Here is a 25,829-nt window from a genome sequence, read left to right as displayed (position 1 = left end):
CTACCTGCTCCCCGGGCCGCCGGCCGCCGCCCGTTCCACCAGGGCCCGGAGCCGCTCCAACGCGCCGTCGTACGGGGCGAGTTCCTCCAGTGCCGAGGACAGCGCGCGCAGCGCCGCCGGGGCGTCGCGATGATGGCGGCAGCGGCGGACGATCCTGAACAGGTGGTCGCGGCGGTCGGCACGCTCCTCGACCTCGAACGAGTGCGGCAGGCCGAGGTGTTCGCCCATCCGCTCCAGCAGGTCGAACCGCCCGTCGGCGCGCGCCGTGTACGGGACGGCCATCAGGGCCGCCACCAACTCGGCGTCGGTGGGCAGCGGTTCGGACGGCCCCGGCGTGACCGATATGACCGGCGTGATTGACATGACCGGCGCGACCGGCCGGACCGCCGGGCCGAGGAAGGCGAGCAGCGCCGCCAGCGGGACGTACCAGCCGCCCAGGTCCTGCCTGTCCGAGCGGGTGCCCTTGAGCACTCCGCGCACCAGGCCGTCCGGCCCGGCCAGCATGCTGCCGCTGAAGCCGGGCTGGACGAAGCCGGTGACGCCGACGAACTCCCCGGAGCGGCCGACGACCCGGAGCGCCGCGGTGTCAGCGCTGGCGCCGGGTGTGGGGGTCTTCGTGGAGTAGCCCAGGGCGGTCAGCCAGGTGCCCGGCTCGGCCTCGCCGTCCGCCAGCGACGCCACCGGGTGGCCGGTGCCGGCCAGCGTCGGGACGTCGAGCAGCGCGAGGTCGGGGAACGGTTCGAACGAGCCGCCGCCCATGGTGTCGGGCTCGGCCCGCACCGCCCCGGGCTCCACCGGATGGGCGCCCGAACCGTGCCGGACGGCCAGCCCCTCGGCCACCCCGGAGCGGTCCAGCACGACATGGGCGCAGGTGAGCACCAGGCCGGGGGCGACCAGGAAGCCACTGCCCCGGAAACCCTTCAACGCCTCGATCCTGACGGCACAGCGGTGCAGCGCCTCGGCCCGGGCGCCGTCGAGGTGCGGGCCGGTCACTCCGCGACGGCGGGGGTGGCGGCCTCGGCACCCTCGGCACCGCCTACGGCCGTCGCACCGCCCGCCGGGCCGCCGTTCGCCCGCTCGCGCCGCGCCGCGAGGTCCCAGGAGAGCTTGACGGTCAGCCCCGCCTCGCTCCCGGCCTCCGCGATGATCCCGAGCAACTGCCCGGACTTCACGGCCAACTTGAGCCCGAACTCGACCTCGAAGGAGTCCGGCGCCCCGGACCCGCCCTGGGCGATGGTCTCCGCCGCCCAGCGCCCGATGCCCTGCACCGTGCCGCGCACCTGGTCCAGCGAGAGCGCCACCGCCGAGCCGACCCGGGCGGCCCGGTCCCGCAGCGCCACGTCGCCGAAGCCGTCCTCGTCCCCGGCCGCGGCGAAGCCCACCTCGCCGATCACCTCGGCCCGCACCGTGGTGCCGTCCCCCAGGTCGATCGTCTCCACCGTCACGTCCCCGGCCACGCCGCTCCCCTCCCGAACGTCCGAACCACGCGTCGGAGCCACCGGCCGGGCCGCACGCCCGAACCGCCGCCCCGGCCCGCAGCCTCCCCGACTGCGCGCGCCACAATACCGCGACCGCGCGGCCTGCTCGATCATCTTCTACCGGTCCGGGGCCTCCTGCTCCTGGTAGGTGACGGGTGCCCATACCCGGATTCGGGCGGAGCCCTCACGGGGTGCGGGCCCGCGCCTCAGCGGCAGCGCTGCCGGGCTCGGGGCAGCTGCCGGTCACCGTCCGACCTTGCGGGCCGCCGCCCGGATCGCCTCCGTGTACGGGGTGTCGAACGCCCTGGTCTCCGGAGGGAGGTCCTGGAAGGGGACCAGGGCGCGATGGGTGGCGTTCACCGACTGCATCCAGGCCGACCAGGCGTCGTGGACGTCTTCGTCCGTGACCAGTTCCCCCTTCGCTCGGAGCAGGACGGCATAGCTGCGGAAGAGGGCGTCGGAGTCGGCCGGGGGCACGGCGGTGGGCGGCAGGCACGAGCGGATGAGATCGGCGAGATCGTCAAGATAGGTCATTCGAGCAGTGTGCCCGTGAGGATGACCAGATAGACCGCCGCGAACACCCAGGGAACGAGCCGTTCGGAGATGCCGAGTTCCGCGTACCGCTTGTAGCCCGGGCGCGGGGTCTGTTTGAGGTGGCTCCACTCGTCGGTGAAGACCTTGGCCGGCAGGTTGTTCTCGATCGCGTTGATGACTTTGAACTTCGCGGTGTTGAGGTCCCGGTAGCTGCGCAGCTGGAGCCACCACGCGAGCGACAGCGTGAGGCCCGCCGCGGTGACGGCGACCACCGCCCACCACGCCGTCTCCCGCAGCTGGGGGATCCCGAGGCCGACGACGGTGACGAGGGCGGTCTGCACGGAGAGGAAGAAGGCGTTGGCCGCGCCGCGGCGGGCGGACACCCGGTCGGCCATCTCCACCGCGAGCTTGTACAGCTCCAGGAGTTCCGGCGGCTGACCCGGCTCCGGCTCCTCGGGGGGACGTGCGGATGCCGTGCTCACCGCCCACCGCCCGCGGTCCCCGGCGCCTCGGTCTGCCAGGCGGTGACCTGCCTGATGACGAGGATGAGCAGCACACCGGCCGCCAGCAGCAAGGCCGAGAGCAGGGTGGTCACGTACGCGCTGGACAGCGCGTCCTGCTCGCCGCCCCACTCCCCGGAAGCCATGCGCCATTGGATCGGCTTGACGAGTTGGGCCAGGAGGTAGCACACCCACCAGGCCTTGACCAAGGTGGCAGAGGCTCGCAGCCGAGGAGCGCTGGCCTGCCAGATGTCCGAGACGACCTGGTAGGGGTACCAGAGGTTGGCCACCGGGGACGTCCATGCCCCGACCACCCACAGCCGGGCCCGGCGCTGCGAGTCGCGGCCCCCGATCGCCTCGGCGTTGACCCGCGCCCGCCACAGCCAGACGAGGAACGGCACCCCGGCCGCGATCCAGACCACGAACATCGCCGCCACCGACGACACCACCGTCGTGAGCACGTCCGTGTCGGCGGCCTCCAGATCCGCCTCCGTGGCCGCCCCGTTGATGTAGTCGTGGATGAGCAGGTAGTCACGCCAGCTGGTCACCGCGAGCAGCACCTCCCGCAGGACGGCGACCGCGATCAGCACCACCGCGGCGGCGGCCCAGCCGGCCAGCGGCCTGCGTCGATCCGTGCGGGCGTCGCTCGTGCGACCGGTGCCGCCGTACTGTACGTCGTTCATGGTTTCCCTCCGTTGACGTCGCTGTCCTCGAAGTCACACCGGACGCCGCGGGCCGGCGCCGGTTCCGGCTCGGCGCTCTCAGCGACCGGCGAGTTCGAGCAGCCGGAACAGCAGGACCAGGACGGCGATCGCCACCGCGCCCTTGCCCAAGGTGACGAGCATGTTGCTGTCGCTGCGCATCACGACCATCCGGCCGCGGACGCCCACCGCTGCCAGTGCGGCCTTCATCGCGCGGACCGTACGACGCGCCGGTGAGGGCTCCCCGATCGTCTCCAGGCCCGTCCTGACGCGACGTAGGAGCCCACCGCGAGGGGCCTCCGGGTCGGGAACGGGCCGGACCGCCCTCACCTGCGGTGTCCAGTCCGGGCCGAAGGTGACGGCGGCCGAGATCCAGGACGTGTCCGTCGCCACCCCCTCCAGCGGCAGCGGCACCGGCAGTCGGCCGTCCAGGCTGTCGATCGCCTCCCTCACCCGGCCCGGTGTCAGCAGGAGCAGCTTGCGGGCGGGCTGGGTGGCGATGACCTGCTCGATCTCCCACCGCAGTCCCTCGCCGACGCCCACCCGCAGCACGATGAGTTGAGCCAGGTCCATCAGCCGCAGGATCGTCGGCTTCCAGTCGTCCAGCGGCAGGTAGAACCGTGCGGCGCCGAGGAGCGGCAGCGGCTCGCCCGGCCTGCCCACCGCGATCATGGGGCCGAAGGCCCGCAGCGCGGCGGCGAGTTGTTCCTCCCGGGAGTGGATGTTGAGCTCCTGTCCGTCGTCGATCTGTGCCGCGGTGCGGTCGTCGGCGAAGCTGCGGAGGTAGAGCACGGGTCGGCGGCCGTCGGCCCGCAGGGCGGCGACCGCGTTCCGCGTCGAACGGGGGCGGGTGTACCGCAGGATCAGGAAGCCCACGCCGATTGCGACCAACCCTCCTGGCAGCATCTCGAGCTGGACGGCCACTGGCGGAACGTCCATATCCGTTCGCCGGGCCTTGGCGACGAGGAACATCCCGCCGACGAACAGGGTGTAGCCGAGGCCGCTCGCGATCAGGAACAGCGGCCGGCGCCACGGTGGATGCCGTTCGGCGAACCGGCCGACCGTGCGAACGGCTTCCGCGGTCGCCGCCCTGCGCCGGCGGCGCAGCCGGAGCGAGGGCCCGGCGAGCGCCAGGGCGACCGCCGCGAGCCAGAGCATGGCCTGGGTCTGGGTACGGAGGTCCTGGTCGAGAGTCGCCCGGTCCCGCTCGACGTCCGCCGCGAGCGCGCCGGCCCGCTCCCGGGCGGCGGCCCCTTGGCGATGGCCCACGAGATCGGTGGCGGCGGCGACCGTGGCCCGGGCCCGGCCGGGCGGTGCGTTCTCCTCGAACCACGCCCGCGCCGCGCCGACTTCGGCACGGGCGGTCGGGTCGCCGCTCGCGTAGCGGTTTACCAGGGCGGTGAACGCGGTGGCGCGGGCAGCGCCGTCGTGGAAGCGGTCGTGGTCCTGCCGGGTCTCAACTGCGGTGATCGCCAGGTGGAGCGCGACGTAGGCGGCGAGGAGCGCGGTCACAGTGATCACCCGGGCCAGCGTCCGCAAGCCGGAGGACATCCAGAGCCCCTGCGCCGAGCGCCCCCTCGTGCTCATCACTGCCTCCGGCAGAAGAGGTGGTGCACGTCCCGGACGCTTACATGATGTGGCACAACTCACCAAGAACTGAAGAGATTTGAGCGACATATGAGCCACGGGGCGGCTCCCCCGACCTGCCGGGGCGACGGTTTGAGCGATTCTGCGCAGAGCACCTTCGGCCTGCCCCGATCCGGGCGGCGGCATGCTCAGAACTGCGCCCAGGATTGACATGAACCACCCGAAGCAGCAAGCTGCTCTTTCGAAACTGCTCAAAACCTGCGTTCTTCAAGCATCTTGGATCATCCGATCAAGCACGCACGAAGGCGGTAACTGCGGTGGACAAACGTGTACTGGTCCTCGTCTCGGCGTGTGCCCTCGGTGCGCTCGCCCTCACGTCCTGCGGAAGCGGCGGCGGCGGGGGCGGCGGGACCGACGCCGACGGGAAGGTGACGCTGAAGCTGGTGGCCGCCGACTACGGCGACAAGGAGTCCAACAGCTCGAAGAACTACTGGAACAAGGTCGCCGCCGACTTCACCACGGCCAACCCCGGTATCAAGGTGGACGTCCAGGTGGTGAACTGGAACGACATCGACAAGCAGGTCAAGACGATGATCCAGAGCGGCAACGTGCCGGACGTCCTGCAGACCGGCGGCTACGCGGACAAGGTCGCCGACGACCTGCTGTACAAGGCGGAGGACGTGCTGTCGCCCGCCACCCGGGCCGATCTGATCGACAGCTTCGCCACCGCCGGGCAGGTCAAGGGCGTGCAGTACGGCATCCCGTTCGTCTCCTCGGCCCGGGCGCTGTTCTACAACAAGACGGTCTTCCAGCAGGCCGGCATCACCCAACCGCCCACCAGCTGGGAGGAGTTGCGCAAGGACGCCGAGCTGCTGAAGGCGAAGGCGCCCGGGGTCACGCCGTACGCGCTGCCGCTCGGCCCGGAGGAGGCCCAGGGCGAGAGCATGATCTGGGAGCTCGGCGCCGGCGGCGGTCCGACCGGCAAGGACGGCGGGTACACCCTGAACAGCCAGGCGAACATCGACACCTTCCGCTGGCTCAGGACCAACCTGGTCGACCCGGGGCTGACCTACGCCAACCCGGCCACCACCGACCGCAAGACCGCGTTCGCGGACTTCGCGGCCGGCAAGGCGGCCATGCTGAACGGGCACCCGTCGCTGATCCAGATGGCGCAGGCGGGCAAGGTCGACTACGGGGTCGCGCCCATCCCCGGCAAGGACGGCCCGCTGAGCTCCACCCTCGGGGTGGCGGACTGGATGATGGCCTTCAGGAAGAACGGGCACGGCGACCAGATCCGCAAGTTCCTGGACTTCGCGTACGCCAAGGACAACCAGCTCGCCTTCGACGAGACGTACAACCTGATGCCGGTCACCAAGAGCGCGCTGCAGGACCTCACCACCGGCGGCAAGCACCAGGACCTCGCACCGTTCTTCGCCCTGCTGCCGAACGCCGCGTTCTACCCGCTCGGCGACACCACCTGGGACGCGGTCTCCGCCGAGATCAAGAAGTCGATCGGCAGCGCCGTCTCGGGCGACCCGGCCAAGGTGCTGGGCGACCTGCAGAAGAAGGCCCAGGCCGCGGTCGCCGACAAGTGACGGCACCGGACGGACGACGCCCGTGAAAGGCGACCCCGTGACTCCCTCCTCCCCTGCCCGCAGCCGCCGTCGACTGGGCCCGCTGCCGTGGATCGCCCCCGCCGTGCTGCTGATCGCGACCGTGGTGCTGTGGCCGGTGTACGAGATGGTCCGCACCTCGTTCCTGCGGGTCAGCACCAGTGGTTTCGTCCGCGGCTCGGCCGGGCTGGACAAGTACCGCAAGCTGTTCGGCGAGGCCGACCTCGGCCATGTGCTGCTCGCCACGGTGGTCTGGACGCTCGCCGTGGTCGGCCTGACCATGCTGCTCTCGCTCGCCCTGGCCCAGCTGTTCGACCAGCGCTTCCCCGGCCGGCGGTACGCCCGTTGGGCGCTGATCGCGCCGTGGGCGGCGTCCGTGCTGATGACCGCGATCGGCTTCCGCTGGATGCTCGACCGGACGGCGGGCGTGCTGAACACCGCACTGACCGACCTCGGGCTGATCGACGGACCGCGGGACTGGCTGGGCGATCCGTCGACGGCCTGGCCGTGGATGGTGTTCGTCGCGGTGTTCGTCTCCCTGCCGTTCACCACCTACACCCTGCTGGCCGGCCTGCAGACCATCCCCGGCGAGCTGTACGAGGCGGCCCGGGTGGACGGCGCCTCGCGAGCGCAGGCCTACCGGCGGATCACCCTGCCGCTGCTGCGCCCGGCCTTCCTGGTCGGCGTGGTGATCAACCTGATCAACGTCTTCAACTCGTTCCCGGTGATCTGGGGCATGACCCAGGGCGGCCCGAGCAGTGACACGGCCACCAGCACGGTGTTCATGTACCAGCTGAAGGACACCGACATCGGGGAGTCAGCGGCGATGTCAGTGGTCAACTTCGCGCTCGTGGTGCTGCTCGTGCTGGCCTTCCTGAAGGTCAGCCGCTGGAACCAGGAGGAGAGTTGACGTACCGTCAGACATCTCGGAAGCGGCGGCTCGGCCCGCGCACCCTGGCGCTCGCGGGGGCGGCCTGGCTGCTGGCGGCGCTCTTCCTGCTCCCGTACCTGGAGATGGTCGTCACCGCGCTGCGCCCGGCGGACGAACTGCGCGACGCGACCTACCTGCCACGGCACTTCGCCTGGTCCAACTTCCTCGGCGTCTGGCGCGACTCCACCCTCGGCGGCAATCTGCGGGTCACCCTGCTGGTGGCCGGCGGCTCCACCGTGCTGGCACTGCTGGTCGCGCTGCCCGCCGCCTACTACACCGCCCGGGTGCGCTACCGGGGGCGCAGGCTGTTCCTGCTACTGGTGCTGGTCACCCAGATGTTCCAGCCGACCTCCCTGCTGGTGGGCCTCTACCGGGAGTTCTACCAGCTGGACATGCTCAACTCGGTCTGGACGCTGATCCTCTGCAACGCCGCCTTCAACCTGGCCTTCGCGGTCTGGATCCTCACCGCGTACATCTCCTCGATCCCGGTGGAACTGGAGGAGGCCGCCCTGCTGGACGGCCTGGGCCGGCTCGGGGCGCTGCGCCGGGTGGTGCTGCCGCTGGCCCTGCCGGGCGTGGTCACGGCGCTGATCTTCACCTTCATCTCCGCCTGGAACGAGTTCGTGATGGGCCTGACGCTGTCCACCGCCCCGAACGCCCAGCCGCTCACCGTCGGCATCAACAGCTTCATCGGCAACTACACCGTCCAGTGGAACTACCTGTTCGCCGGTTCGGTCGTGGCGATCATGCCGGTCGTGGCGCTGTTCGCCGTGATCGAGCGGCACGTGGTCTCCGGGCTCACCGCCGGATCGGTCAAGTAGCCCGCCGGCGAAGTAGCCCGCCGGTCAAGCAACTCATCAGTCAAGCAGCCGGCAGAGAAAGACGATCGAGCCACCGAGTCGACAGGAGAACCCCCGTGCGCCTGCTCCGACCCCGCCTCCGACGAGCCGCCCTCGCGGCGGCCCTCACCAGCATCGCCGCCTTGGCCGGCCCCGTGCTGCCGGCCCGCGCCGCCGCCCCCGCCGCGGCCGTGCTGGACGGCGGCCACCAGAACGTCAGTTGGCAGAGCCCCGTCTACGCCAAGGGCACCACGGGCGGGGCGAGTTCCTGCCCGGCCGCCGCCCAGGACCCGGACGGCACGGTCTGCGGACGCTTCGACCTCACGGTGAACGTCCCCGACGGCTACTGGAACGACAACCCCGAGGGGGGCGTGCCGATCTCCGTCCAGTGGCAGAGCCCCACCGACGACTTCGACCTCTACATCTACGACGCCAACGGCAAGGAGGTCGCCGAGAGCGCCGGCACCGCCGACCCCGAGGCCACGGTGATCCCCAAGGCCTCCGGCACCTACCACGTACTGGTCGTCCCGTACGACGTCCACGGCGGCTCCTTCACCGGCCGCGCCTACCTGCCGCAGACCGCCGACGCGGGCGCCCTCACCTCCTTCAGCGGCGGCCACGGCAGCTACGACATCACCGCGGGCACCCTCAAGGCCGAGGTCGACTTCCTCGCCGACGACCAACTGCGGCTGCGCGCCGCCCCGGACGGCACCATCACCGACCCGGCCGACCTCACGATGATCCGCAAACAGCCCGAACTCCAGCCCGACACCTCCTCGTTCGACGCCGGCGACTACTACGGCATCCGCTCCGGCCACGTCGTCCTGCGGGTCTACAAGCACCCCCTGCGGTTCGGCCTCTACCAGGCCGACAACCGCACCGCGATCTGGCAGGAGGACGCCCCGCTGCGCTGGTCCACCAGCGGACTGCGGCAGAGCCTGGCCCGCGGCGCCGACGAGCAGTTCTTCGGCGGCGGCGAACAGAACGGCAGCTTCTCGCACCGCGACCAGACCGTCCACGTCTCCAACAGCACCAACTGGAACGAGGGCGGCTACAACAACTCCCAGCCGTTCTACGTCTCCACCGCCGGCTACGGCGTCTTCCGCAACACCTTCGCCCCCGGGATCTACGACTTCGGCTCGCCGGTGCGCACCGGGCAGCAGGAACGGCGGCTGGACGCCTACTACTTCACCGGCGACGTCAAGTCCGTCATCGGCCAGTACACCTCCCTGGTCGGCAAGCCCTTCATGCCGCCGGTCTACGGCCTGGAACCCGGCGACTCCGACTGCTACCTGCACAACGCCAACCGCGGCGAACGCCACACCACCGACGCCCTCAAGGTCGCCGACGGCTACGTGCAGAACCAGATGCCGCTCGGCTGGATGCTCGTCAACGACGGCTACGGCTGCGGCTACGAGAACCTCCCGCAGACCGGCGAGGGCCTGCGCAAGGACCACGCCCAGCTCGGCCTGTGGACCCAGAACGGCCTGCCCAACCAGGCCGAGGAGGTCAAGGCCGGGGTCCGGGTGCGCAAGCTCGACGTCGCCTGGGTCGGCAACGGCTACGGCTTCGCCCTCAACGCCTGCGACCAGGCCAAGGCCGGCATCGAGGACAACAGCGACGCCCGCGGCTTCGTCTGGCTACCGGTCTCCTGGGCCGGCGCCCAGCGCTGCGGCGTGCTGTGGAGCGGCGACCAGAGCCTGTCCTGGGACTACATCCGCTGGCAGATCCCCACCTACGCCGGCGCCACCATGTCCGGCATCGCCTACGACACCGGCGACGTCGGCTCGATCTTCCGCCGCGACCCCGAGATGTACACCCGCGACCTGCAGTGGAAGGCCTTCCTGCCGACCATCATGACCATGGACGGCTGGGCCAGGGACATGACCGGCAAGGAGCAGCGCGACCAGCAGCCCTGGCTGGACGGCGAGCCCTACACCTCGATCAACCGCAAGTACCTGCAGCTGAAGGAACGGCTGCTGCCGTACATGTACACCCTGTCCGCCGAGGCCACCCGCACCGGCATCGGCGCGGTCCGCCCGCTCGCCCTGGAGTACCCGCACGACCCGGCGGCCCTCGGGCCGAACGCCAAGTACGAGTTCCTCGCCGGGCCGGACTTCCTGGTCGCCCCGGTCTACTCCGACACCTCGGTGCGCGACGGCATCTACCTGCCCGAGGGCACCTGGACCGACTACTGGACCGGACGCACCTACCAGGGCCCCACCACGATCAACGGCTACTCCGCCCCGCTCGACACCCTGCCGCTGTTCGTCAAGGGCGGCTCGATCGTCCCGATGTGGCCCCAGGGCACGCTGTCCTGGCAGAACCGCGACCGCACCGAACTCGACTACGACCTCTACCCCCAGGGCGACTCCAGCTACACCCTCTACGAGGACGACGGCGTCACCCGCCAGTACGGCGCGGGCTCCTCCGCCACCCAGCGCGTCGACGTCCACGCCCATGGACCGGTCACCACCGTCGAGGTCGGCGCCAGCGAGGGCGGTTACACCGGCAAGCCGGACGCCCGCTCGTACCGCTTCACCGTCCACGGCCGGTCCGCCCCGCACCTGGTCGTCACCCGCGGCGGCCCGCTGCCCCACCTCGACTCGGCCGCCGCCCTCGACTCCGCCCCCTCCGGCTGGTACCACGACGAGGCCACCGGCGTGACCCAGGTCAAGACCCCCTCCCTCCCCACCGCCGAGGCGTTCACCCTCCACCTGATCCACTGATCCGCAGATCCGCAGATGCATGGATCCGTAGATCCGTAGATCCGTAGATCCAAGCCGACCACCTGACCGCCCCCACCTGTCCCGGGGCCACCCCCACGTGGCTCCGGGACGGGCGTCCGGCGTTCCCGGACGACACGCGGTGCGCGCAGCGCCGACATCCCCCGCATCGACGTGCCGGCCCTGATCGTGCACGGCACCGCCGACCGCATCCTGCCCGTCGACAGCACCGGCCGGCCCTTCCACCGCGCGCTGCCCTCCGCCGAGTACGTGGAGATCGAGGGCGCACCGCACGGCCTGCTGTGGACCCACGCCGAGGAGGTCAACGCGGCACTGCCGGCCTTCCTCGCCAAGTGACCGCGGGCCCGCCCCGCCCCTGGGCCCCGGCCTCCCCACGTCCTGCCCGGACGGAAGGACACCGGGCGGCTCAGACCGTCCGGAAGACCGCCGGCGCGCACTGACCGGGCAGGAGCTGATTTCCGTCCAGGAATGCCGGGTATGCGAAGAAAAGGAGGTGAGACGGCCAGCGGGCGCCTTGCCCGTCCTGGCCTCCGAGGCGCCGGCGTCGGCTGCGTCCTTCGGGCCCGGAGCCGGACCGCAGCCGGATCACCGGCCTCGACGGCCGGCCGGTAGGGGCGTCGGTCCGGTCCCGTGAGGTGAGAGATGCTCCTGCACCTGGTCGCACGGTTGCCCGCAGCGGGCTTGGGCCTCGCACTGGGGGTACCCGTCCGGGGAGCCCGTCGGGTTCTCCCGGCGGTAGGGGCTGCCGTGCAGGGGGCCGTCGAGGCTGCTGAGGCCGGCGTGCGCGCCTCCGCGCGGGAGGCGGCGGCGGTGTCGTCCGCGGCGGTGCGGGTGGGCCGGGTCGGCGTCAACGCGGTGACGCCCGGGCGCGGGTACTGGCACGCCGGATCCCGGGTGCAGCTTCCGCTGCGTCCCGGCCCGGGTGCCACCGCCCGGACCGTGGAAGCGGCGGCGAAGCGGGTGGCGGCCGGGCTGACCAAGCGGCCGGACGTGCTCGCCGCCTACTGGGACGGCGGGCTGGCCCGGCTGGTCGTGCAGATGACCCAGGACGCGGTCACCGACCGGGTGGTGGACCGGGCGACCGAGTTGGCCGCCGCGCAGAAGCTGGAACGTCCCGACGAGGACGTCCTGGAACCGGCGCACCCCGGCCACACCGGGGGCATCCGGTCCGGGGCGCTCGCCGTGGCCTGCGACGCGGTGGGCATCGCCACGGCGGTCGCCGCGCGGACGGTCCGCCTGAAGAGCGCGCCGCACCTCGTCACCGCCGGTGTCACGCTGCTGCGCGAGGACCCTCACGTCCGGACGGTCATGCGGCGCCGGCTGGGCCGCTCGGCCACCGATCTGGTGCTGGCCGGCGTCAACGCCGCCGCCCACGGCATCGGGCAGTCGCCGACCGCCCTCGCGCTGGACGCCGCGCTGCGACTGGGCCAGTTGACCGAGGCCATCGCCAGGGCGGCAGCCTTCGACGCCGCCCACGACACGGTCTGCGCGCCGGAGCGGCTGAGCCTGGGCGGCAGTCGGGTCGCCCGCCCGCCGATCCACCGCTACCCGGGCGAGGAGTACCGGGACCAGGCGGTCACCGGAACGCTGCTCGGCGCGGCCGGAGCGCTGCTGTTCACGCGTGACGTGCACGAGGCGGCCGAGGCGCTGCTGGCCGGGAACCCGAAGGCCGCCCGCTACGGCCCGGCCGCCTTCGCCGCGGCCCTGGGCACGGAGCTGGCCCGCGAAGGCGTCCTGGTGCGCAACCTCGACCGGCTGCGGCAGCTGGAACTCGTGGACACCGTGGTGCTGCACCCGCAGGCGCTGCGCAGCACCCGGCGTACCGTCCTGGACGTCAGTCCGAACGTGAGCGAATGGGACCACGACCGGCTGTGGCAGGCCGCGACGGCGGCCCTGGAGTCGGGCGCCCAACAGCCGGGCGCCGAGCAGTCGGACGCCCAACAGCCGGGTGGCCAGGAGTCGGGCGGCCAACGGTCGGGCGGGGAACCACCGGGCGGGGAAGTGGAGTTGGACCTGCGCCCGGTGCCGGACCAGGGCGAATCGGACACCGGACTGATGATCGCCTCGTCGGGCGGTGAGGATGTCGGCACCGTCCTGGTCGGCTGGGAGATCGACCCGCTGGCCGAGGCGGCCCTGGATGCGGCCCGCCGGGCCGGCCTCCACGTCGTCGTCCAGGACGACGGAACACTGGGTGACTTCGCCGCCCTCGCGGACGAACTCGTTGGCACAGAAAGGCCGTTGGCCGAGGTGGTCCGAGGGCTCCAACGCGACGGCCGGGTGGTCCTGACGGTGGCTCACGTCCCGAGCGGTGACGCCGCGACGAAAGAGGAGCTGAGCCAGGCCGGCCGAGAGGTGCTGGCCGGGCTGCTGCGCAGCGACATCGCCGTCTCGCTCACCGACGAGCGCAGTGCGGTCGTCTGGGGCGCGGACGTCCTGCTGCTGCACGGACTGACCGGGGCGTGGCGGCTGCTGGCGGCGATCCCGGCCGCACGCGCGGTCGGGGAGCACTCCAAGGTCTTCGCCGAGGCGGGTGCGGCGCTCGCCGGGCTGATGGTGGTGACGAGGGGTGCGCGTTCCAAGCTCCTCACCTTCCCGCTCGGCTTCCGGGTCAGCCCGGTCAATGCCGCCGCTGCCGCCGCGCTCGCCTCCGGCTGGCGGGCCGCCCTCGGCGTGAGCGTCGATCGCGCGCCGCACCCGCCGCCCCGGGTGCCCTGGCACGCCCTGCTGCCGCAGGAGGCGTTGACCCGGCTGCGAGCCGGCGCCGAGGCGCGCGAGCCGACCGTGCCGGCGGGCCTGCGGACGATGGCGGGCAGGGCCGTGCGACTCCCCGTGTTCACCCCGGCACGCCTGACGGTCCGTCTGCTGGCGGCCGTGCGTGCCGAACTGCGCGATCCACTGACCCCGCTGCTCCTGGTCGGGGCGGTGGCCTCGGCGCTGCTGGGGTCCACCGTGGACGCGCTGCTGGTGGTCGGCGCGATGGCCGTGAACGCGCTGGTCGGCGGCGTGCAGCGGCTGCGCGCCGAGCGCGCGCTCGCCGGCCTCAAACTGGGTGAGCGTCAAAAGGCCCGTAAGGTCGTCGACTTGGAAGCCGGGCGGACCAGGACGGTGGAGGCCGGGCGGCTGACGCCGGGTGAGGTGATCGAGCTCTACACCGGTGACGTGGTGCCGGCTGATGCCCGGCTGCTGGAAGCCGAGGATCTCGAGGTCGACGAGTCCTCACTCACCGGTGAATCGCTGCCGACCGGCAAACAGGTGGACGCCACGCCACAGGCTCCCGTGGCCGAGCGCCACTGCATGGTCTTCGAGGGCACCACGGTGGTCGCGGGACACGGCCGCGCCGTGGTGGCCGGTACGGGTGACCAGACCGAGGCCGGCCGAGCGGCGCAGCTGGCCTCGCGCGCCCAGCAGGCCCCCGGCGTACAGGCCCGGCTGCACGAACTGACCAGCGAGACGCTGCCGTTCACCCTGCTGGGCGGCGCCGCCGTGACCGGCCTTTCGCTGCTTCGCGGCCGGCCGGTGCGACAGGCGGTCCGCGGCGGGCTGGCGGTTGCCGTCGCCGCCGTCCCCGAGGGTCTGCCGCTGGTGGCGACCGTCGCGCAGCTGGCCGCGACACGCCGGCTCAGCCGGATCGGCATCCTGGTCCGCACCCCGCGCGCGCTGGAGGCGCTCGGCCGGATGGACACCGTCTGCTTCGACAAGACCGGCACCCTGACCGCGAACCGGTTGCACGTGGACCGGGTCGCCACCGCGGACGGTGCCGAACACCCGGCGGACGCCGCCGATGCGGCGCCGGTGCTCCAGGCCGCCGCACTGACCTGCCGCACCCCCGAGGCCGAGGCGGGCGTCCACGCGCACTCCACCGATGAGGCGATCCTCGTCGCGGCGCCGCCCGGGTCGCCGTGGACACCCGGCGCGGTGCAGCCGTTCGAGGCCAGCCGCGGCTACGCGGCCGCCGTGGGGACCGGCGCGGACGGTGCGGAGTTCCTGCTGGTGAAGGGCGCACCCGAGGTCGTCCTGCCGGCCTGCGAGAACGCCCGCGGGGACGCCGCCGCACAGTCCCTGGCCGCCGACGGCCTGCGGGTGCTGGCGGTCGCCAGTGCCCGACTCGGGCCCGACGACGAAGCCTCCGAGGCGCTGGCGCGGCCCCCGGCGGGCATGGAACTGCTCGGGTTCGTCGGGCTGGCCGACACCCCTCGTCCCAGCTCCGCTCCGCTGGTGGCCGACCTGCGCGAGGCCGGCGTGCGGCCCGTCATGCTCACCGGCGACCACCCGCGGACCGCCCGAGCCGTCGCCGTCCAGCTCGGCTGGCCGGACGACGTCGTGGTGGTCACGGGTGACGAGCTGGCCGCCCGGGACCGGGCCGGGCGGACCCGCCTGTTGCGCGAGGCCGGCGTGGTGGCCCGGGTCGCGCCCGAACAGAAGTTGCACGTGGTGGAGGCGCTCCAGGAAGCCGGGCAGGTGGTGGCCATGGTCGGGGACGGTGCGAACGACGCCGCCGCCATCCGTGCCGCCGACGTCGGTATCGGCATCGCCGCGCGCGGCTCGGCGGCGGCCCGCAACGCGGCCGACCTGGTGATCACCAGCGATGACCTGTCGATGCTGGTCGCCGCCGTCGCCGAAGGCCGTGCGCTGTGGCGCAGCGTCGCGGACGCGATCAGCGTGCTGATCGGCGGCAACGCCGGCGAGATCGGCTTCTCGGTGCTCGGCACACTGCTCTCCGGCTCGTCGCCGCTGTCGACCCGGCAGATCCTGCTGGTCAACCTGCTCACCGACATGTTTCCCGCCATGGCCGTCTCGGTCACTCCCCGGGACGAGACCCTCGACGAGCGGCCGGACGGCGGGTCCGCCCTGGGGGACAGCGCCCCCGTCGGCCTCGCGGCGCTCGGCGACCCGCTGACCCGGCAGATCCGCCACCGGGGCATCGTCACCACACTCGGCGCGAGCACGGCCTGGCTGATCGGCACGATCACCCCGGGCTCCGCGCGGCGGACCAGCACGATGGCGCTGTGCGGAGTGGTCGGCGCCCAACTCGCCCAGACCCTGGCCGGCCGGCGCCACAGTCCGCTGGTGCTGGTGACCGTCCTCGGATCGGCCGCCGTACTGGTCGGCCTGATCGAGACGCCTCTGGTCAGCCGGTTCTTCGGCTGCACACCCCTCGGCCCGGTCGCCTGGGCCGGAGTCGCCACCGCGATCGCCGTCGCCGCCTGGGCACCGCGCGTGATGCCGACCCTCGACCGGCGACTGTCGGCGCGCGGGGCGCGGCTGGGCACGTGAGCCCGCGAGGGGAACCTCCGTGCCAACGGTGGGGGCGAGCTGGCGCGCCGAGGTGGTGGCGTCATGGCTCGCCGCTGAAGGCCCGGGCCCCGTCGGCGTTTTGTCCCGCCCTGGGCGGGCAGCCGCGTCGGGTGTGACGACGCACGGTGGGGCGAGGGAGGTGAAGACCGCCACGAGGCCGATCGACGACGACCGGCGCGGATCCGCCACGGCCGGCGGACGCAGGTCGAGGACTGCATCGGGCACCTCGGCACCGCCAGCGGTGTCCGGCGCCTTACGGATCACCGGACTGATCCCGTACGGCGCGGCTCAGGGGATATCGAGGAGCGATCATGGTGAAGGTTCTGCTCGTACTGCTGTGTCTGGTTCTGCCGTGGCTGGCGGTGCTCATCAAGGACGGCCCGAGCATGAAGGTGCTGTGGGCCTTCCTGCTCCAGCTCTGCGGCCATGTGCCCGGCGTCGTCTACGGCATCTACCAGGTCGTCCAGGACTGACGTCCGCGGTACGGCGTCCGCATCGCGCCCTCGCCCGGCTCAGGGCGAGGCCTCCCGGCACCGGGGGCGGGTCCACCCGATCGGATGAGGAGATGCTCGCCGGTACGCGAGCACAACCTGTTCCCGATCTCGTTTCCCGTCCCCGCCGTGTCTACCGGTCGACCCGTGGGGTAGGCGCGGGCGTGATCGCGGCGAGCACGGAGGTGAGCATGCAGATCAGGACCGACCCCGTGGCGGACCCGTGGGGCAGCCGCACCCCTTGCGGCCCGGGGGACGGCGGCGGCCCCGAGTGCTGGGTCCTGGCACTGCACCCGGCGCCGCGGGAGCGACGGTGACTCCCGCTTCCGCGATCGGCCGCGCCCGGTGCTCCCCCGGCGCGCCGCCCGTACTGCCGAGACCGCGCGGACCCATCGGCGCCGGCCTCATCGCCGCCCTGCTCACCCCTCCCGACCCGGCCGCGCGGATCGCGCCCGCGCCGATCGAAGACCCGTGGGGCGAGGACCTGCAACTCGCCCTGCACGTCTGCTACGAACTGCACTACCGGGGCTTCGCCGAGGTCGACCCCGACTGGGAGTGGCACCCCGGGCTGCTGACCTCGCGAGCCGCGCTGGAGCACGCGTTCCTCACCGCTGTCCGGCAGGAGACCGGCGAACCGCCGCCGCTGGCCCGGGCCCTGGCCACCCTGCTGGCCGACGACAGCGGGGACACCGGCCCCTCCCACCACCTCCTCGACCACGGGGAACGCTGGCAGGCGCGCGAGTACCTGGTGCACCGCTCGCTCTACCACCTCAAGGAAGCAGACCCGCAGATGTGGGTGGTGCCACGCCTGCCGAACCCCGCCAAGGCCGCGCTCGTCACGGTGCAGTACGACGAGTACGGCGGCGGCCACCCCGACCGCGCCCACGCACAGCTGTTCGCCGAGATGATGGCGGACCTCGGCCTGGACCCCACCTACGGGCACTACCTCGACGACGTCCCCGCCCCCGCCCTGGCCGTGGTCAACCTGATGTCGCTGTTCGGCCTGCACCGCTCCCTGCGCGGCGCGCTCGTCGGCCAGTTCGCCACGGTGGAGATCACCTCGCCACCCGGCGCCGCCCGCCTCGCGGCGGCGCTGGAGCGTCTGGGCGCCTCCCCGGGTGGCACCCTGTTCTACCGGGAGCACGTGCTGGCCGACGCCGTCCACGAGCAGCTCGTCCGCCACACCGTCATCGCACCCCTGGTCGAGGACGACCCCGCTCTCGGCCCCGACATCGCTTTCGGCATCGCCGCCGCCACCACCGTGGAAGCACGGCTCGGGACCCACCTGCTCACCTGCTGGCAGCACGGCCGCAGTTCCCTGCGCACGCCACTGCCGGACGCACCCGCGACAGCGGAGGAAACCTGATGCCAGAGATCAGAGCGGCCGAACCGGGCAGGCGCCACACCATGCTCCTCCTCCGGCCTCCTGGCGTGTATCCCGCCCAGGGCGACACCGCGCTTCTCATCGACGCGCTGCGCCGCGAACGGCTGCGGCCCGGGACCCGGCTCCTCGACCTCGGCACCGGCAGCGGAGCCGTGGCCCTGGCCGCAGCCGAACTCGGAGCCGCAGTCACCGCCGTGGACCTGTCCCGGCTCGCGCTGGCCACCGCCTGGGCCAACGCGCGGTTGCGCCACGTGCGCCTCAAGGTCCGCCACGGCGACCTGACCCGCCCGGTGTCCCGCCGCCGCTTCGAGTTCATCGTGTCCAACCCGCCCTACGTGCCCTCGGCCCGGGACCGGCCGCCCCGGCACGGCATCGCGCGGGCCTGGGACGCCGGGCCGACCGGCCGCCTGCTGCTGGACCGCATCTGCCGGCAGGCGCCTCGGCTGCTGACCGCGCGCGGGGTACTGCTGATCGTGCAGTCCTCTCTGGCGGACCCGGCCGCCACCGTCCGAGCCCTCCATCAGTCCGGGCTGCGGGCCGGCGTGGTGGCGGCCACGACCCAGCCTTTCGGGCCGGTCATGTCGCAGCGGGCCGGCTGGTTCGAGGAACGCGGCTTGATCGCCCGCGGCGAGCGGGCGGAGACCTTGGTGGTGGTACGCGGTGTCCGGCCGTGACGACCAGCGGGTGCCACGCCTGCGGCTGACCGGCAGCGGTCCGGTGCTGGTCGACGGCCCGGTGGAGATCGTGCTCCCCGACGGCCGGAGCATCCGCGCCGACCGCCCGGTGACGGCGCTGTGCACGTGCCGCCGCAGCCGCCGTTACCCGTTCTGCGACACCAGCCATCGCGACCGCGACCGCGACCGCGACCGCGACAAGAACGGAGAGACGGACACCTGAACGCGCCCGCCACCGGACGACCGGCCCCCGTGCATGGGCCGGACGACTCATGGCACACCGGCCGAACTCTGCGAACCTCGGGAGGGAGGGGGAGGGACCACCCCTTCCACCTCCGCAAGAACTCGGCAAAGGAGGCGAGACGCATGCCCGGCATCCACCACCAGGTATCACGTCCCCCCACGACGCCCGCTCCGGAGGAGATCGGACGGCTCGGCTGGGTCGTGCTCGGATCCTCGGTGGTCGCCGCCGACGCGATCAAGCACGCGCTGTCCGGTGTCGTCGCGATCGCCAAGACGATGACGCACCCCGCCCCGCCGGACTCACCCGTGCCGGAGCGGCCCGCCCCGGCCGTCGGCGCCGGCGTCGACGAGAGGGACGGATGGATCTTCATCACTGCCGTGTTCCTCCTGGCCGGTGCCATGGCCCGCGGCCTCGCCCACATCAAGGGCAGTGTCAGGGAGGCCACGCACCCGGGACACCGGCAGGTACGGGCGTGACGCCCACAGCACCCGGAGCGAGCGGCGGCGGCATCCGAACAGCCGCCTGAGGGAGCCGGTCCACCGGGGGGCGGCGACACTGGCCGGGTGGAAGCCATCACCTCCGACTCCATCGGCGCGGGAAGACGCGCCGACCACGCCGCGCTCCTCAGCGCGATCAGCGACGGCCGGATCGACGCGCGAGTCGGCGTGTGAACCCCTTGGAGGTCCGGTGAGTCGGTGGAAGGTCCTGATCATCCTCGGGATGGCACAGTTCCTCATGGTGCTGGACGCCTCGGTGATGAACGTGTCGATCAGCCAGCTGGTGGTCGACTTCGACACCGAGGTGACGGCGATCCAGGCGGTCATCACTCTCTACACGCTGGTCATGGCCGCCTTCATGATCACCGGCGGGAAGCTCGGCGACATGTTCGGACGCCGCCGGATCTTCGTCATCGGACTCGTCGTCTACGCGGTCGGCTCCACCCTCACCGCCGTCGCGCCCACCCTGGTGGTACTGGCGCTCGGCTGGTCCGTCATCGAGGGTTTCGGGGCCGCGCTGGTGCTGCCGGCCCTCGCCGCCCTGGTGGCGGGCACGTACCGGGGCCGCGACCGCTCGACCGCCTACGGGGTCATCGGCGGACTGGCCGGGGCGGGGATCGCGGTGGGACCGCTGCTCGGAGGATGGGTGACCACGTACCTGACCTGGCGCCTGGTGTTCGCCGGTGAGGCCGTGCTCGTGGTCGTCATCCTCCTCCTCATGCGCTGGATCGCGCCGCAGCCGGCGCCCGAGCACCGCCCACGGCTCGACGTGGGCGGTGTGGTGCTGTCGGTCGCCGGACTGGCCCTCGTGGTGCTGGCCGTCCTGCAGAGCAGTTCCTGGGGATGGCTCCGTCCGCGCAATGCCCCTTTCACGGTCCTCGGGTTCGCCCCGACGGTCTTCGTCATCGCGCTCGGCCTCGCCCTCCTCCACCTCTTCCGCCTCTGGGAGGCTCGCCGGACGGACCCGCTGGTGCGGTTCTCGCTGTTCGGCATCCCCAGCCTGCGCTCCGGTCTGCTGATGCTGTTCAGCCAGAACGTCGTCCTGCTCGGCCTGTTCTTCGCGATTCCGCTCTACCTCCAGGTCGTGCAGGGGCTGGACGCCTTCCAGACCGGGCTGAGGCTGCTGCCCGTCTCGGTCACGATGCTGGTGGCCGCGATGAGCGGTCCGGTGCTGGGCCGGTTCGCGTCTCCCCGGACCGTCGTCCGGGTCGGCCTGCTGGTGCTGTTCGCCGCGGCCCTGTGGCTGCTCGGCACCATCAAGCCCGACCTCGACGACCTGTCCTTCTCCCTGGCGATGGCGCTGCTCGGGCTGGGGATGGGGATGCTCGCCTCCCAGCTGGGCAACGTCGTGCAGTCGAGCGTCGGAGAATCCGAACGCAGCGAGGTCGGCGGCCTGCAGTACACGGCCCAGAACCTCGGCTCGTCCCTCGGTACCGCGCTGATCGGCGCCATTCTGATCGGCGCCCTGGCGAGTGCCTTCACCAGTGCGCTGGCGAAGGACCCGGCGGTCTCGGACACCGTCCGCCAACAGGCCGGGATCCAGGTCGAGGCCGGGCTCAACTTCGTACCGGCCGACCAGGCCGCCGCCGCCCTCGCGACGACCTCGATCCCGCCGTCGGAGGCGGACGCCGTGATCACCGCGTACCGGGCCGCCCAGCTCGACGGCCTGAAGGCCGGCATCCTGGCCGCCGCCGGGATCACCTTGGCCGGCTTCCCCTTCACCCGCCGGCTGCCCGCCACCCGGCCACCTCGGGGCGAGAACGGTGGTCCGGCGAAGCTCCGCGGCACCTGACCGCCGCCGAAGGGTCGTGGCACGGCGACACCACAAATCACGACTCCCGCCGGCCGCTGCCTCGCCGGGGACAGGGCCTTCCGGCCCTACCGGTGCGCTCGCGCACGCGGCAGACTCCTCGCAGGTTGCGCCCGCACCATCCGGTGCCGGGTCCCGAAGTACGGAGAAGCGATGGCCGACCACGCGGCAGAGCAGTCGATCACCCCCGTCAAGGTGTTCCTCCTCGACGACCACGAGGTCGTTCGCCGGGGTGTCCACGACCTGCTGGACGCGGAGCCCGGCCTGACCGTGATCGGCGAGGCCGCCACCGCCGAGCAGGCGATCACCCGTGTGCCGGCCCTGCGTCCCGACGTCGCCATCCTGGACATGCGGCTGCCGGACGGCGACGGCGTGACCGTGTGCCGCGAACTCCGCTCACGCATGCCCGAACTCGCCTGCCTGATGCTCACCTCCTTCGACGACGAAGAGGCTCTGCTCGACTCCATCATGGCCGGCGCCGCCGGCTACGTCCTCAAGCAGATCAGCGGCACCGATCTCGTCTCCGCCGTACGGACCGTCGCCGCCGGTCAGTCCATGCTCGACCCCGGCGCCACCACCCGCCTGATGGCCCGACTGCGGGGCGACGCTCCCGCTCCGACCCAGGCCTTCCCAGAACTCACCGACCGGGAACGGGAGATCCTCGCCCTCGTCGGCGAAGGGCTGACCAACCGCCAGATCGGCCAGCGACTCTACCTCGCTGAGAAGACCGTCAAGAACCACGTCTCCCGGCTGCTCGCCAAACTCGGCGTGGAGCGCCGGGTCCAGGCAGCCATCATCGCCACGGAGACCCTCGCCGTCCAGAAGCAGGGCACCGGGCGACCCACCCGCTGAACCCGTCTCCGCTGCCCACCGGAAAGCCGCCCGGCCCGCCCGGAACCGGGCCCGCCGGCCGCCGCCCGGGGACCAATGGCCCCTCCCCCACCGGAGGGCGCAGCGCGAGCATCGATGCCATGACACCCGACACCACGTCGTCGCTGGACGAGCGGCAGTGCCTGCGGCTCCTGGCCACGGCCTCGATCGGCCGCGTCGTCTACACCGTGGGCGCCCTGCCGGCCGTCCTCCCCACCCGGTACCTCCTCGACGGTGACGCGGGGGTGCTGCTGAGCGCCGCCGCCGACTCCGAGCTGATCCGGGCCGTCTCGGGAGCTCTCGTCGCCTTCGAGGTCAGCGAGGTGGACGAGACCGACGGCAGCGGCTGGAGCGTGACCGTGCTCGGCCGGGCGGGCGTGAGCGAGGAGCCTCCCCCGGCCGAGATCGCCCCGGCAGCCCGACCCGCCGGCCAGGTGACCGTCCGGATCCGGCCCGAACTGCTGAAGGGCCGAGTCCTGCCCGCCTCGTTACCGCGTCAGTCCAGGCCGGCGGGCGAACGCCGGCCCGCGACATGAGTGCGGCCCGGCGGGCGAACGCCGGCCCGCGACATGAGAGCGGCACCCTGCCCGGGTCAGCCGAGCGGCACCGACCACACCAGGTCCGTCCCGCCCTCCGGCGGGCTCGCGAGTTCCAGGGTGCCGCCGAGGCTCTCGGCCCGCTCGGCGAGATTGCGCAGGCCACTGCGTCGTCCCTGCTCCGGGATCCCGGAGCCGTCATCCCGTACGGTCAGCACGACCCGTGCCCCGGCCGCCTGGAGCACCACCTCGACGCGGCGGGCCTTCGCGTGCCGGGCCGCGTTGCTCAGCGCCTCCCCCAGTACCGCCACCACGTGCTCGGCCACCTCCGCGGAAACGTCCGTGTCGAGCAGGCCTTCCATGCTCAGTCTCGGCGCGAAGCCCAGCGCCGCCTGGGCTTGCTCGACGACGCGCACCACCCGGGCGCGAAGGCCCTGGCCCGCGTTGTCGTCCCGGGCGCGGAGGCCGAAGATCGTCGAGCGGATGATCTTGATGGTCTCGTCCAGGTCACCGACCGCCCGCAGCACCCGGTCCGAGGCACCGGAGTGGTCGATCAAGCGGGCCGCGCTCTGCAGCGTCATCCCGGTCGCGAACAGCCGCTGGATCGCCAGGTCGTGCAGATCGCGGGCGATCCGGTCGCGGTCCTCCAGCATCGCCAGCTGCTCCGCGTCGCGGCGGCGCTCCGCCAGCTCCAGGGCCAGCGCCGCCTGGTCGGCGAACCCGAGCAGCGGGGTGATCTCCCGCTCCGTGAACGGCTGCTCCCCTGACCGCCTGGCCAGCAGCAGCACACCCTCGACCTGCCCGGCGCCCCGGCCGAGCGGCACCGCGACCGCCGGCCCCAGGCCGTCGAAGCGCCGCGGGCCCGCCGTCAACCTCGGGTCGCCCGCCAGGTCGGCCGTCGCCGCCGGTGAGCCCTGAACACACGCCTCGCCCGACAACGAGCCTTCGAACGGCACCACCAGGCCCAACCGCTCGGCTTCGTCCCCACCCAGTGCGAGCTCCACCCGCACTGCCTCGGTGCCGGCGACGGGGACGGACACGTCGGCCAGCTCCGACCCGGTGATCTCCCGCGCGCGCTGGGCGATCAGCTCCAGCACCTGGGAGCGGGCACTGCCGGACAGCAGCCCGCGGGTGATCTCGGCGTTCGCGGCCAGCCAGCGGTGCTGGCGCTGCGACTCCTCGTACAGGCGGGCGTTGTCGATCGCCACCCCGGCCGCCACCGCAAGCGTCGAGATCACCGACTCGTCGTCGGCGTCGAATTCCTCCCCGCCCCGCTTGTCCGTGAGGTAGAGGTTGCCGAACACCTCGGCGCGCACCCGCACCGGCACACCGAGGAACGTGCGCATCGGCGGATGGTTCGCCGGGAACCCGTAGGACGCCCCGTGACCGGACAGATCCGCGAGCCGCAGTGCCTCGGGGTGGTGGATCAACTCTCCGAGGATGCCCCGGCCCGTCGGGTAGGGGCCGATCTTCGCGATCTCCTCCTCGGACAGACCGACAGTGAGGAACTCCGACAGCGTCTCCCCGTCCGGGCCGATCACTCCGAGCGCCGCGTACCGGGCGTCCACCAACAGCGCGGCCGCCTCGACGATGCGCCGCAGCACCTGGGTCAGGTCCAGCTCCCGGCCCACCGACAGCACCGCCTCCAGCAGGCTGTGCACCCGGTCCCGGGTCCCCCGAGCGGCGTCGATGCGCGCCTGGAGCTCCTCCAGCAGCTCGTCCAGCCGCAGCTGCGGAATCCGCGACCGCATCTCGTCCCCGCCCAAGGGAGACCTCCTCGTCTGTTCTGCCGACCGGTCGATTCTCGCAGAGCCGTGCCCGGGCCGAACAGGACCGGACCAGCAGCGCGGATCGCCATCGGGGGCCGACCGTGGCCGCCGGCCGGTGGCCTCCCGGTCACCCATCGTCTCCGAACGGCGGTCCTCCCCCGCGGTGGTGACGTGTGACCGGGCGCCTCAGCCGGCGAGTTGCGCACCACGCTCGGAAGCCAGGGCCGGGAGCGGCAGCCAACTGACGGGGACGTCGCGCATGACCAGAGCGCAGTCCAGGGTCGCACTCCCCGGCGGGAAGCGGTCCGGGTCGTCGAAGAACAAGGGGCGCCCCGGGGCGCAGCACGAAAGGGGCCGGCGTCTCAGCGGGCACGTGCGGCCGACCACGTCGACTCGACCCGCCAACCCGACTGCTCACCCGCCGCCTGAAGCGCTCGCGTCACATGGCACACGCCGCGGATCCGCACGAGGTGGAGCAGAACCCGGCGCGGCGTCAGACGCCCCGGCTCCGGTACGGCGAGGCGGGCCGACCGGGGGTGGCGGTTGCGGGACCGGCAACATGGGCCGGGACGGCGGGAACAGCGGGGACGGCCGGGCTCGCGGAGGTGGTCGGGCGGGCGGTGGCGGCCGGGCGCCGGAAGTCCTGGTCCGCCGTGGAGGTGACCGTCCGCCGGCCCGGGGCCGCCCCCGTGGTCGGCGCCCCCGCCGTCGTGGTCCGGCGCGCGGGCGACGCCGCCGGGACGGCCCCGGGCGCGCCGCGGTCCGGCTCTACCCGCTCGATCCGCAGTGCCAGGTTGCGGTCCCGGCGGTCCCCCGCCCGGTCCCGGTTGCGGCTGTGCACCAGCTGGGTCAGCACGCCCCGGATCTCCTGCCAACGCCCCTGCACGGCACGGATGTTGGGGCACCACTCGGCCCCGAACCGGTGCTCCAGCGCCAGCTGCCAGCTCTCCGCCTCCACCAGGTGGACCGCGCCGACCGTCGCCGGGATCTCCACCGGCGCGGCTCCCCGGACGATCACCACCGCGCGCTGCGGCCAATCCCCTTCCACCGCCGTCACCGTGATCCGGCTCGGCCCCTGGTACCAGGCCATCGCTGCTGTCCTCCCGCGTCCGTCCTCGCCGGCTGTCACCCGGCCTCAACCGGTACCACGGACGGCGGCCCCGACAGGGTTCGAGCCGAGCCGAACCGGGCGGCCCCGCGATCCGACGGCGCGTCGCGCGGGGGACGGTTGTCCTCCCAGGCGAGCCGGGGCAGGCCGTCGGCGGTGTGGGCGGCGGAGACCTGCCGGCACAGGTCGGCCCACCCGCGGGCGCCGTCCCGGGCGAGGAA

General features: G+C 72.8%; 22 protein-coding genes and 1 pseudogene. 14 read left to right on the top strand and 9 right to left on the bottom strand.

Annotated elements, in window-relative coordinates; genetic code table 11:
- The 6 genes from ACFWIS_RS13710 to ACFWIS_RS13685 form a co-directional block, all read right to left on the bottom strand.
- Entirely contained in the window at positions 1-993 is a 993-nt protein-coding gene (locus ACFWIS_RS13710) for a trypsin-like peptidase domain-containing protein (RefSeq protein ID WP_380453021.1), read from the bottom strand.
- Positions 990-1,457: a CU044_2847 family protein gene (locus tag ACFWIS_RS13705; RefSeq protein WP_380453019.1), complete on the bottom strand. Its 468-nt coding sequence runs from the start codon at positions 1,455-1,457 to the stop codon at positions 990-992. Before ACFWIS_RS13705 ends, ACFWIS_RS13710 begins: the two co-directional genes overlap by 4 nt.
- Positions 1,458-1,721: 264 nt before the next feature.
- Positions 1,722-2,012: a hypothetical protein gene (locus ACFWIS_RS13700; RefSeq protein ID WP_380453017.1), complete on the bottom strand. Its 291-nt coding sequence runs from the start codon at positions 2,010-2,012 to the stop codon at positions 1,722-1,724.
- Positions 2,009-2,494: a hypothetical protein gene (locus ACFWIS_RS13695; protein ID WP_380453015.1), complete on the bottom strand. Its 486-nt coding sequence runs from the start codon at positions 2,492-2,494 to the stop codon at positions 2,009-2,011. Before ACFWIS_RS13695 ends, ACFWIS_RS13700 begins: the two co-directional genes overlap by 4 nt.
- A complete protein-coding gene (locus ACFWIS_RS13690) occupies positions 2,491-3,195 on the bottom strand; it encodes a DUF4328 domain-containing protein (RefSeq protein WP_380453013.1) in 705 nt (234 codons plus the stop codon). Before ACFWIS_RS13690 ends, ACFWIS_RS13695 begins: the two co-directional genes overlap by 4 nt.
- Before the next feature lie 78 nt (positions 3,196-3,273).
- A complete protein-coding gene (locus ACFWIS_RS13685) occupies positions 3,274-4,800 on the bottom strand; it encodes a transferase (RefSeq protein WP_380523858.1) in 1,527 nt (508 codons plus the stop codon).
- Positions 4,801-5,117: 317 nt separating this feature from the next.
- On the opposite strand from ACFWIS_RS13685, the gene ACFWIS_RS13680 reads away from it, so the two are divergent.
- From ACFWIS_RS13680 to ACFWIS_RS13615, 14 genes and pseudogenes are all read left to right on the top strand, one after another.
- Positions 5,118-6,395, top strand: a complete 1,278-nt coding sequence (locus ACFWIS_RS13680; RefSeq protein WP_380453009.1) for an extracellular solute-binding protein — start codon at positions 5,118-5,120, stop codon at positions 6,393-6,395.
- A gap of 37 nt (positions 6,396-6,432) precedes the next feature.
- The gene (locus tag ACFWIS_RS13675; protein ID WP_380453007.1) at positions 6,433-7,323 is read left to right on the top strand and encodes a carbohydrate ABC transporter permease; all 891 of its coding nucleotides are present in this window, start codon (positions 6,433-6,435) and stop codon (positions 7,321-7,323) included.
- Positions 7,320-8,165 carry a carbohydrate ABC transporter permease gene (locus ACFWIS_RS13670; protein ID WP_380453005.1) on the top strand — a complete coding sequence of 282 codons (846 nt, stop codon included), beginning with the start codon at positions 7,320-7,322 and terminating at the stop codon, positions 8,163-8,165. Before ACFWIS_RS13675 ends, ACFWIS_RS13670 begins: the two co-directional genes overlap by 4 nt.
- Before the next feature lie 95 nt (positions 8,166-8,260).
- Positions 8,261-10,912 carry a TIM-barrel domain-containing protein gene (locus ACFWIS_RS13665; protein WP_380453003.1) on the top strand — a complete coding sequence of 884 codons (2,652 nt, stop codon included), beginning with the start codon at positions 8,261-8,263 and terminating at the stop codon, positions 10,910-10,912.
- 150 nt (positions 10,913-11,062) lie between these two features.
- Positions 11,063-11,266: pseudogene (locus ACFWIS_RS13660) on the top strand (alpha/beta fold hydrolase); the annotation flags it as partial.
- 306 nt (positions 11,267-11,572) lie between these two features.
- The gene (locus tag ACFWIS_RS13655) at positions 11,573-16,204 is read left to right on the top strand and encodes an HAD-IC family P-type ATPase (RefSeq protein ID WP_380453001.1); all 4,632 of its coding nucleotides are present in this window, start codon (positions 11,573-11,575) and stop codon (positions 16,202-16,204) included.
- A 332-nt stretch (positions 16,205-16,536) separates the two neighbouring features.
- Positions 16,537-16,698 carry a YqaE/Pmp3 family membrane protein gene (locus ACFWIS_RS13650; protein WP_380453000.1) on the top strand — a complete coding sequence of 54 codons (162 nt, stop codon included), beginning with the start codon at positions 16,537-16,539 and terminating at the stop codon, positions 16,696-16,698.
- A gap of 331 nt (positions 16,699-17,029) precedes the next feature.
- A complete protein-coding gene (locus ACFWIS_RS13645) occupies positions 17,030-18,082 on the top strand; it encodes an iron-containing redox enzyme family protein (protein ID WP_380452998.1) in 1,053 nt (350 codons plus the stop codon).
- Entirely contained in the window at positions 18,082-18,774 is a 693-nt protein-coding gene (locus ACFWIS_RS13640; RefSeq protein ID WP_380452996.1) for a HemK2/MTQ2 family protein methyltransferase, read from the top strand. Before ACFWIS_RS13645 ends, ACFWIS_RS13640 begins: the two co-directional genes overlap by 1 nt.
- The gene (locus ACFWIS_RS13635) at positions 18,761-18,997 is read left to right on the top strand and encodes a CDGSH iron-sulfur domain-containing protein (RefSeq protein ID WP_380452994.1); all 237 of its coding nucleotides are present in this window, start codon (positions 18,761-18,763) and stop codon (positions 18,995-18,997) included. The genes ACFWIS_RS13640 and ACFWIS_RS13635 overlap by 14 nt, the downstream gene beginning before the upstream one ends.
- Positions 18,998-19,140: 143 nt before the next feature.
- Positions 19,141-19,494, top strand: a complete 354-nt coding sequence (locus ACFWIS_RS13630) for a hypothetical protein (RefSeq protein WP_380523857.1) — start codon at positions 19,141-19,143, stop codon at positions 19,492-19,494.
- Positions 19,495-19,705: 211 nt separating this feature from the next.
- The gene (locus ACFWIS_RS13625) at positions 19,706-21,307 is read left to right on the top strand and encodes an MFS transporter (RefSeq protein WP_380463873.1); all 1,602 of its coding nucleotides are present in this window, start codon (positions 19,706-19,708) and stop codon (positions 21,305-21,307) included.
- Between the two features lie 171 nt (positions 21,308-21,478).
- Positions 21,479-22,177, top strand: coding sequence for a response regulator (locus ACFWIS_RS13620; protein ID WP_380463875.1), 699 nt, complete (start codon positions 21,479-21,481; stop codon positions 22,175-22,177).
- 119 nt (positions 22,178-22,296) lie between these two features.
- Positions 22,297-22,731 (top strand): pyridoxamine 5'-phosphate oxidase family protein, encoded by a 435-nt coding sequence (locus ACFWIS_RS13615; RefSeq protein WP_380463877.1) that lies wholly within the window; start codon positions 22,297-22,299, stop codon positions 22,729-22,731.
- A 56-nt stretch (positions 22,732-22,787) separates the two neighbouring features.
- Here ACFWIS_RS13615 and ACFWIS_RS13610 read toward each other — a convergent pair whose 3' ends face one another.
- The 3 genes from ACFWIS_RS13610 to ACFWIS_RS13600 form a co-directional block, all read right to left on the bottom strand.
- Positions 22,788-24,482, bottom strand: coding sequence for a GAF domain-containing protein (locus tag ACFWIS_RS13610; protein ID WP_380463881.1), 1,695 nt, complete (start codon positions 24,480-24,482; stop codon positions 22,788-22,790).
- 511 nt (positions 24,483-24,993) lie between these two features.
- Positions 24,994-25,590, bottom strand: a complete 597-nt coding sequence (locus ACFWIS_RS13605) for a hypothetical protein (protein WP_380463879.1) — start codon at positions 25,588-25,590, stop codon at positions 24,994-24,996.
- A gap of 35 nt (positions 25,591-25,625) precedes the next feature.
- Positions 25,626-25,829: hypothetical protein (locus ACFWIS_RS13600; protein WP_380523861.1), on the bottom strand; the 204-nt coding region annotated here is incomplete at its 5' end.

The organism is Kitasatospora sp. NPDC127060 (genome assembly GCF_042724935.1).
In the GTDB taxonomy this organism is placed as follows: domain Bacteria; phylum Actinomycetota; class Actinomycetes; order Streptomycetales; family Streptomycetaceae; genus Kitasatospora.
The sequence above is the reverse complement of the archived record's forward strand: the minus strand, read 5'-3'. Positions and strand labels throughout refer to the sequence as shown.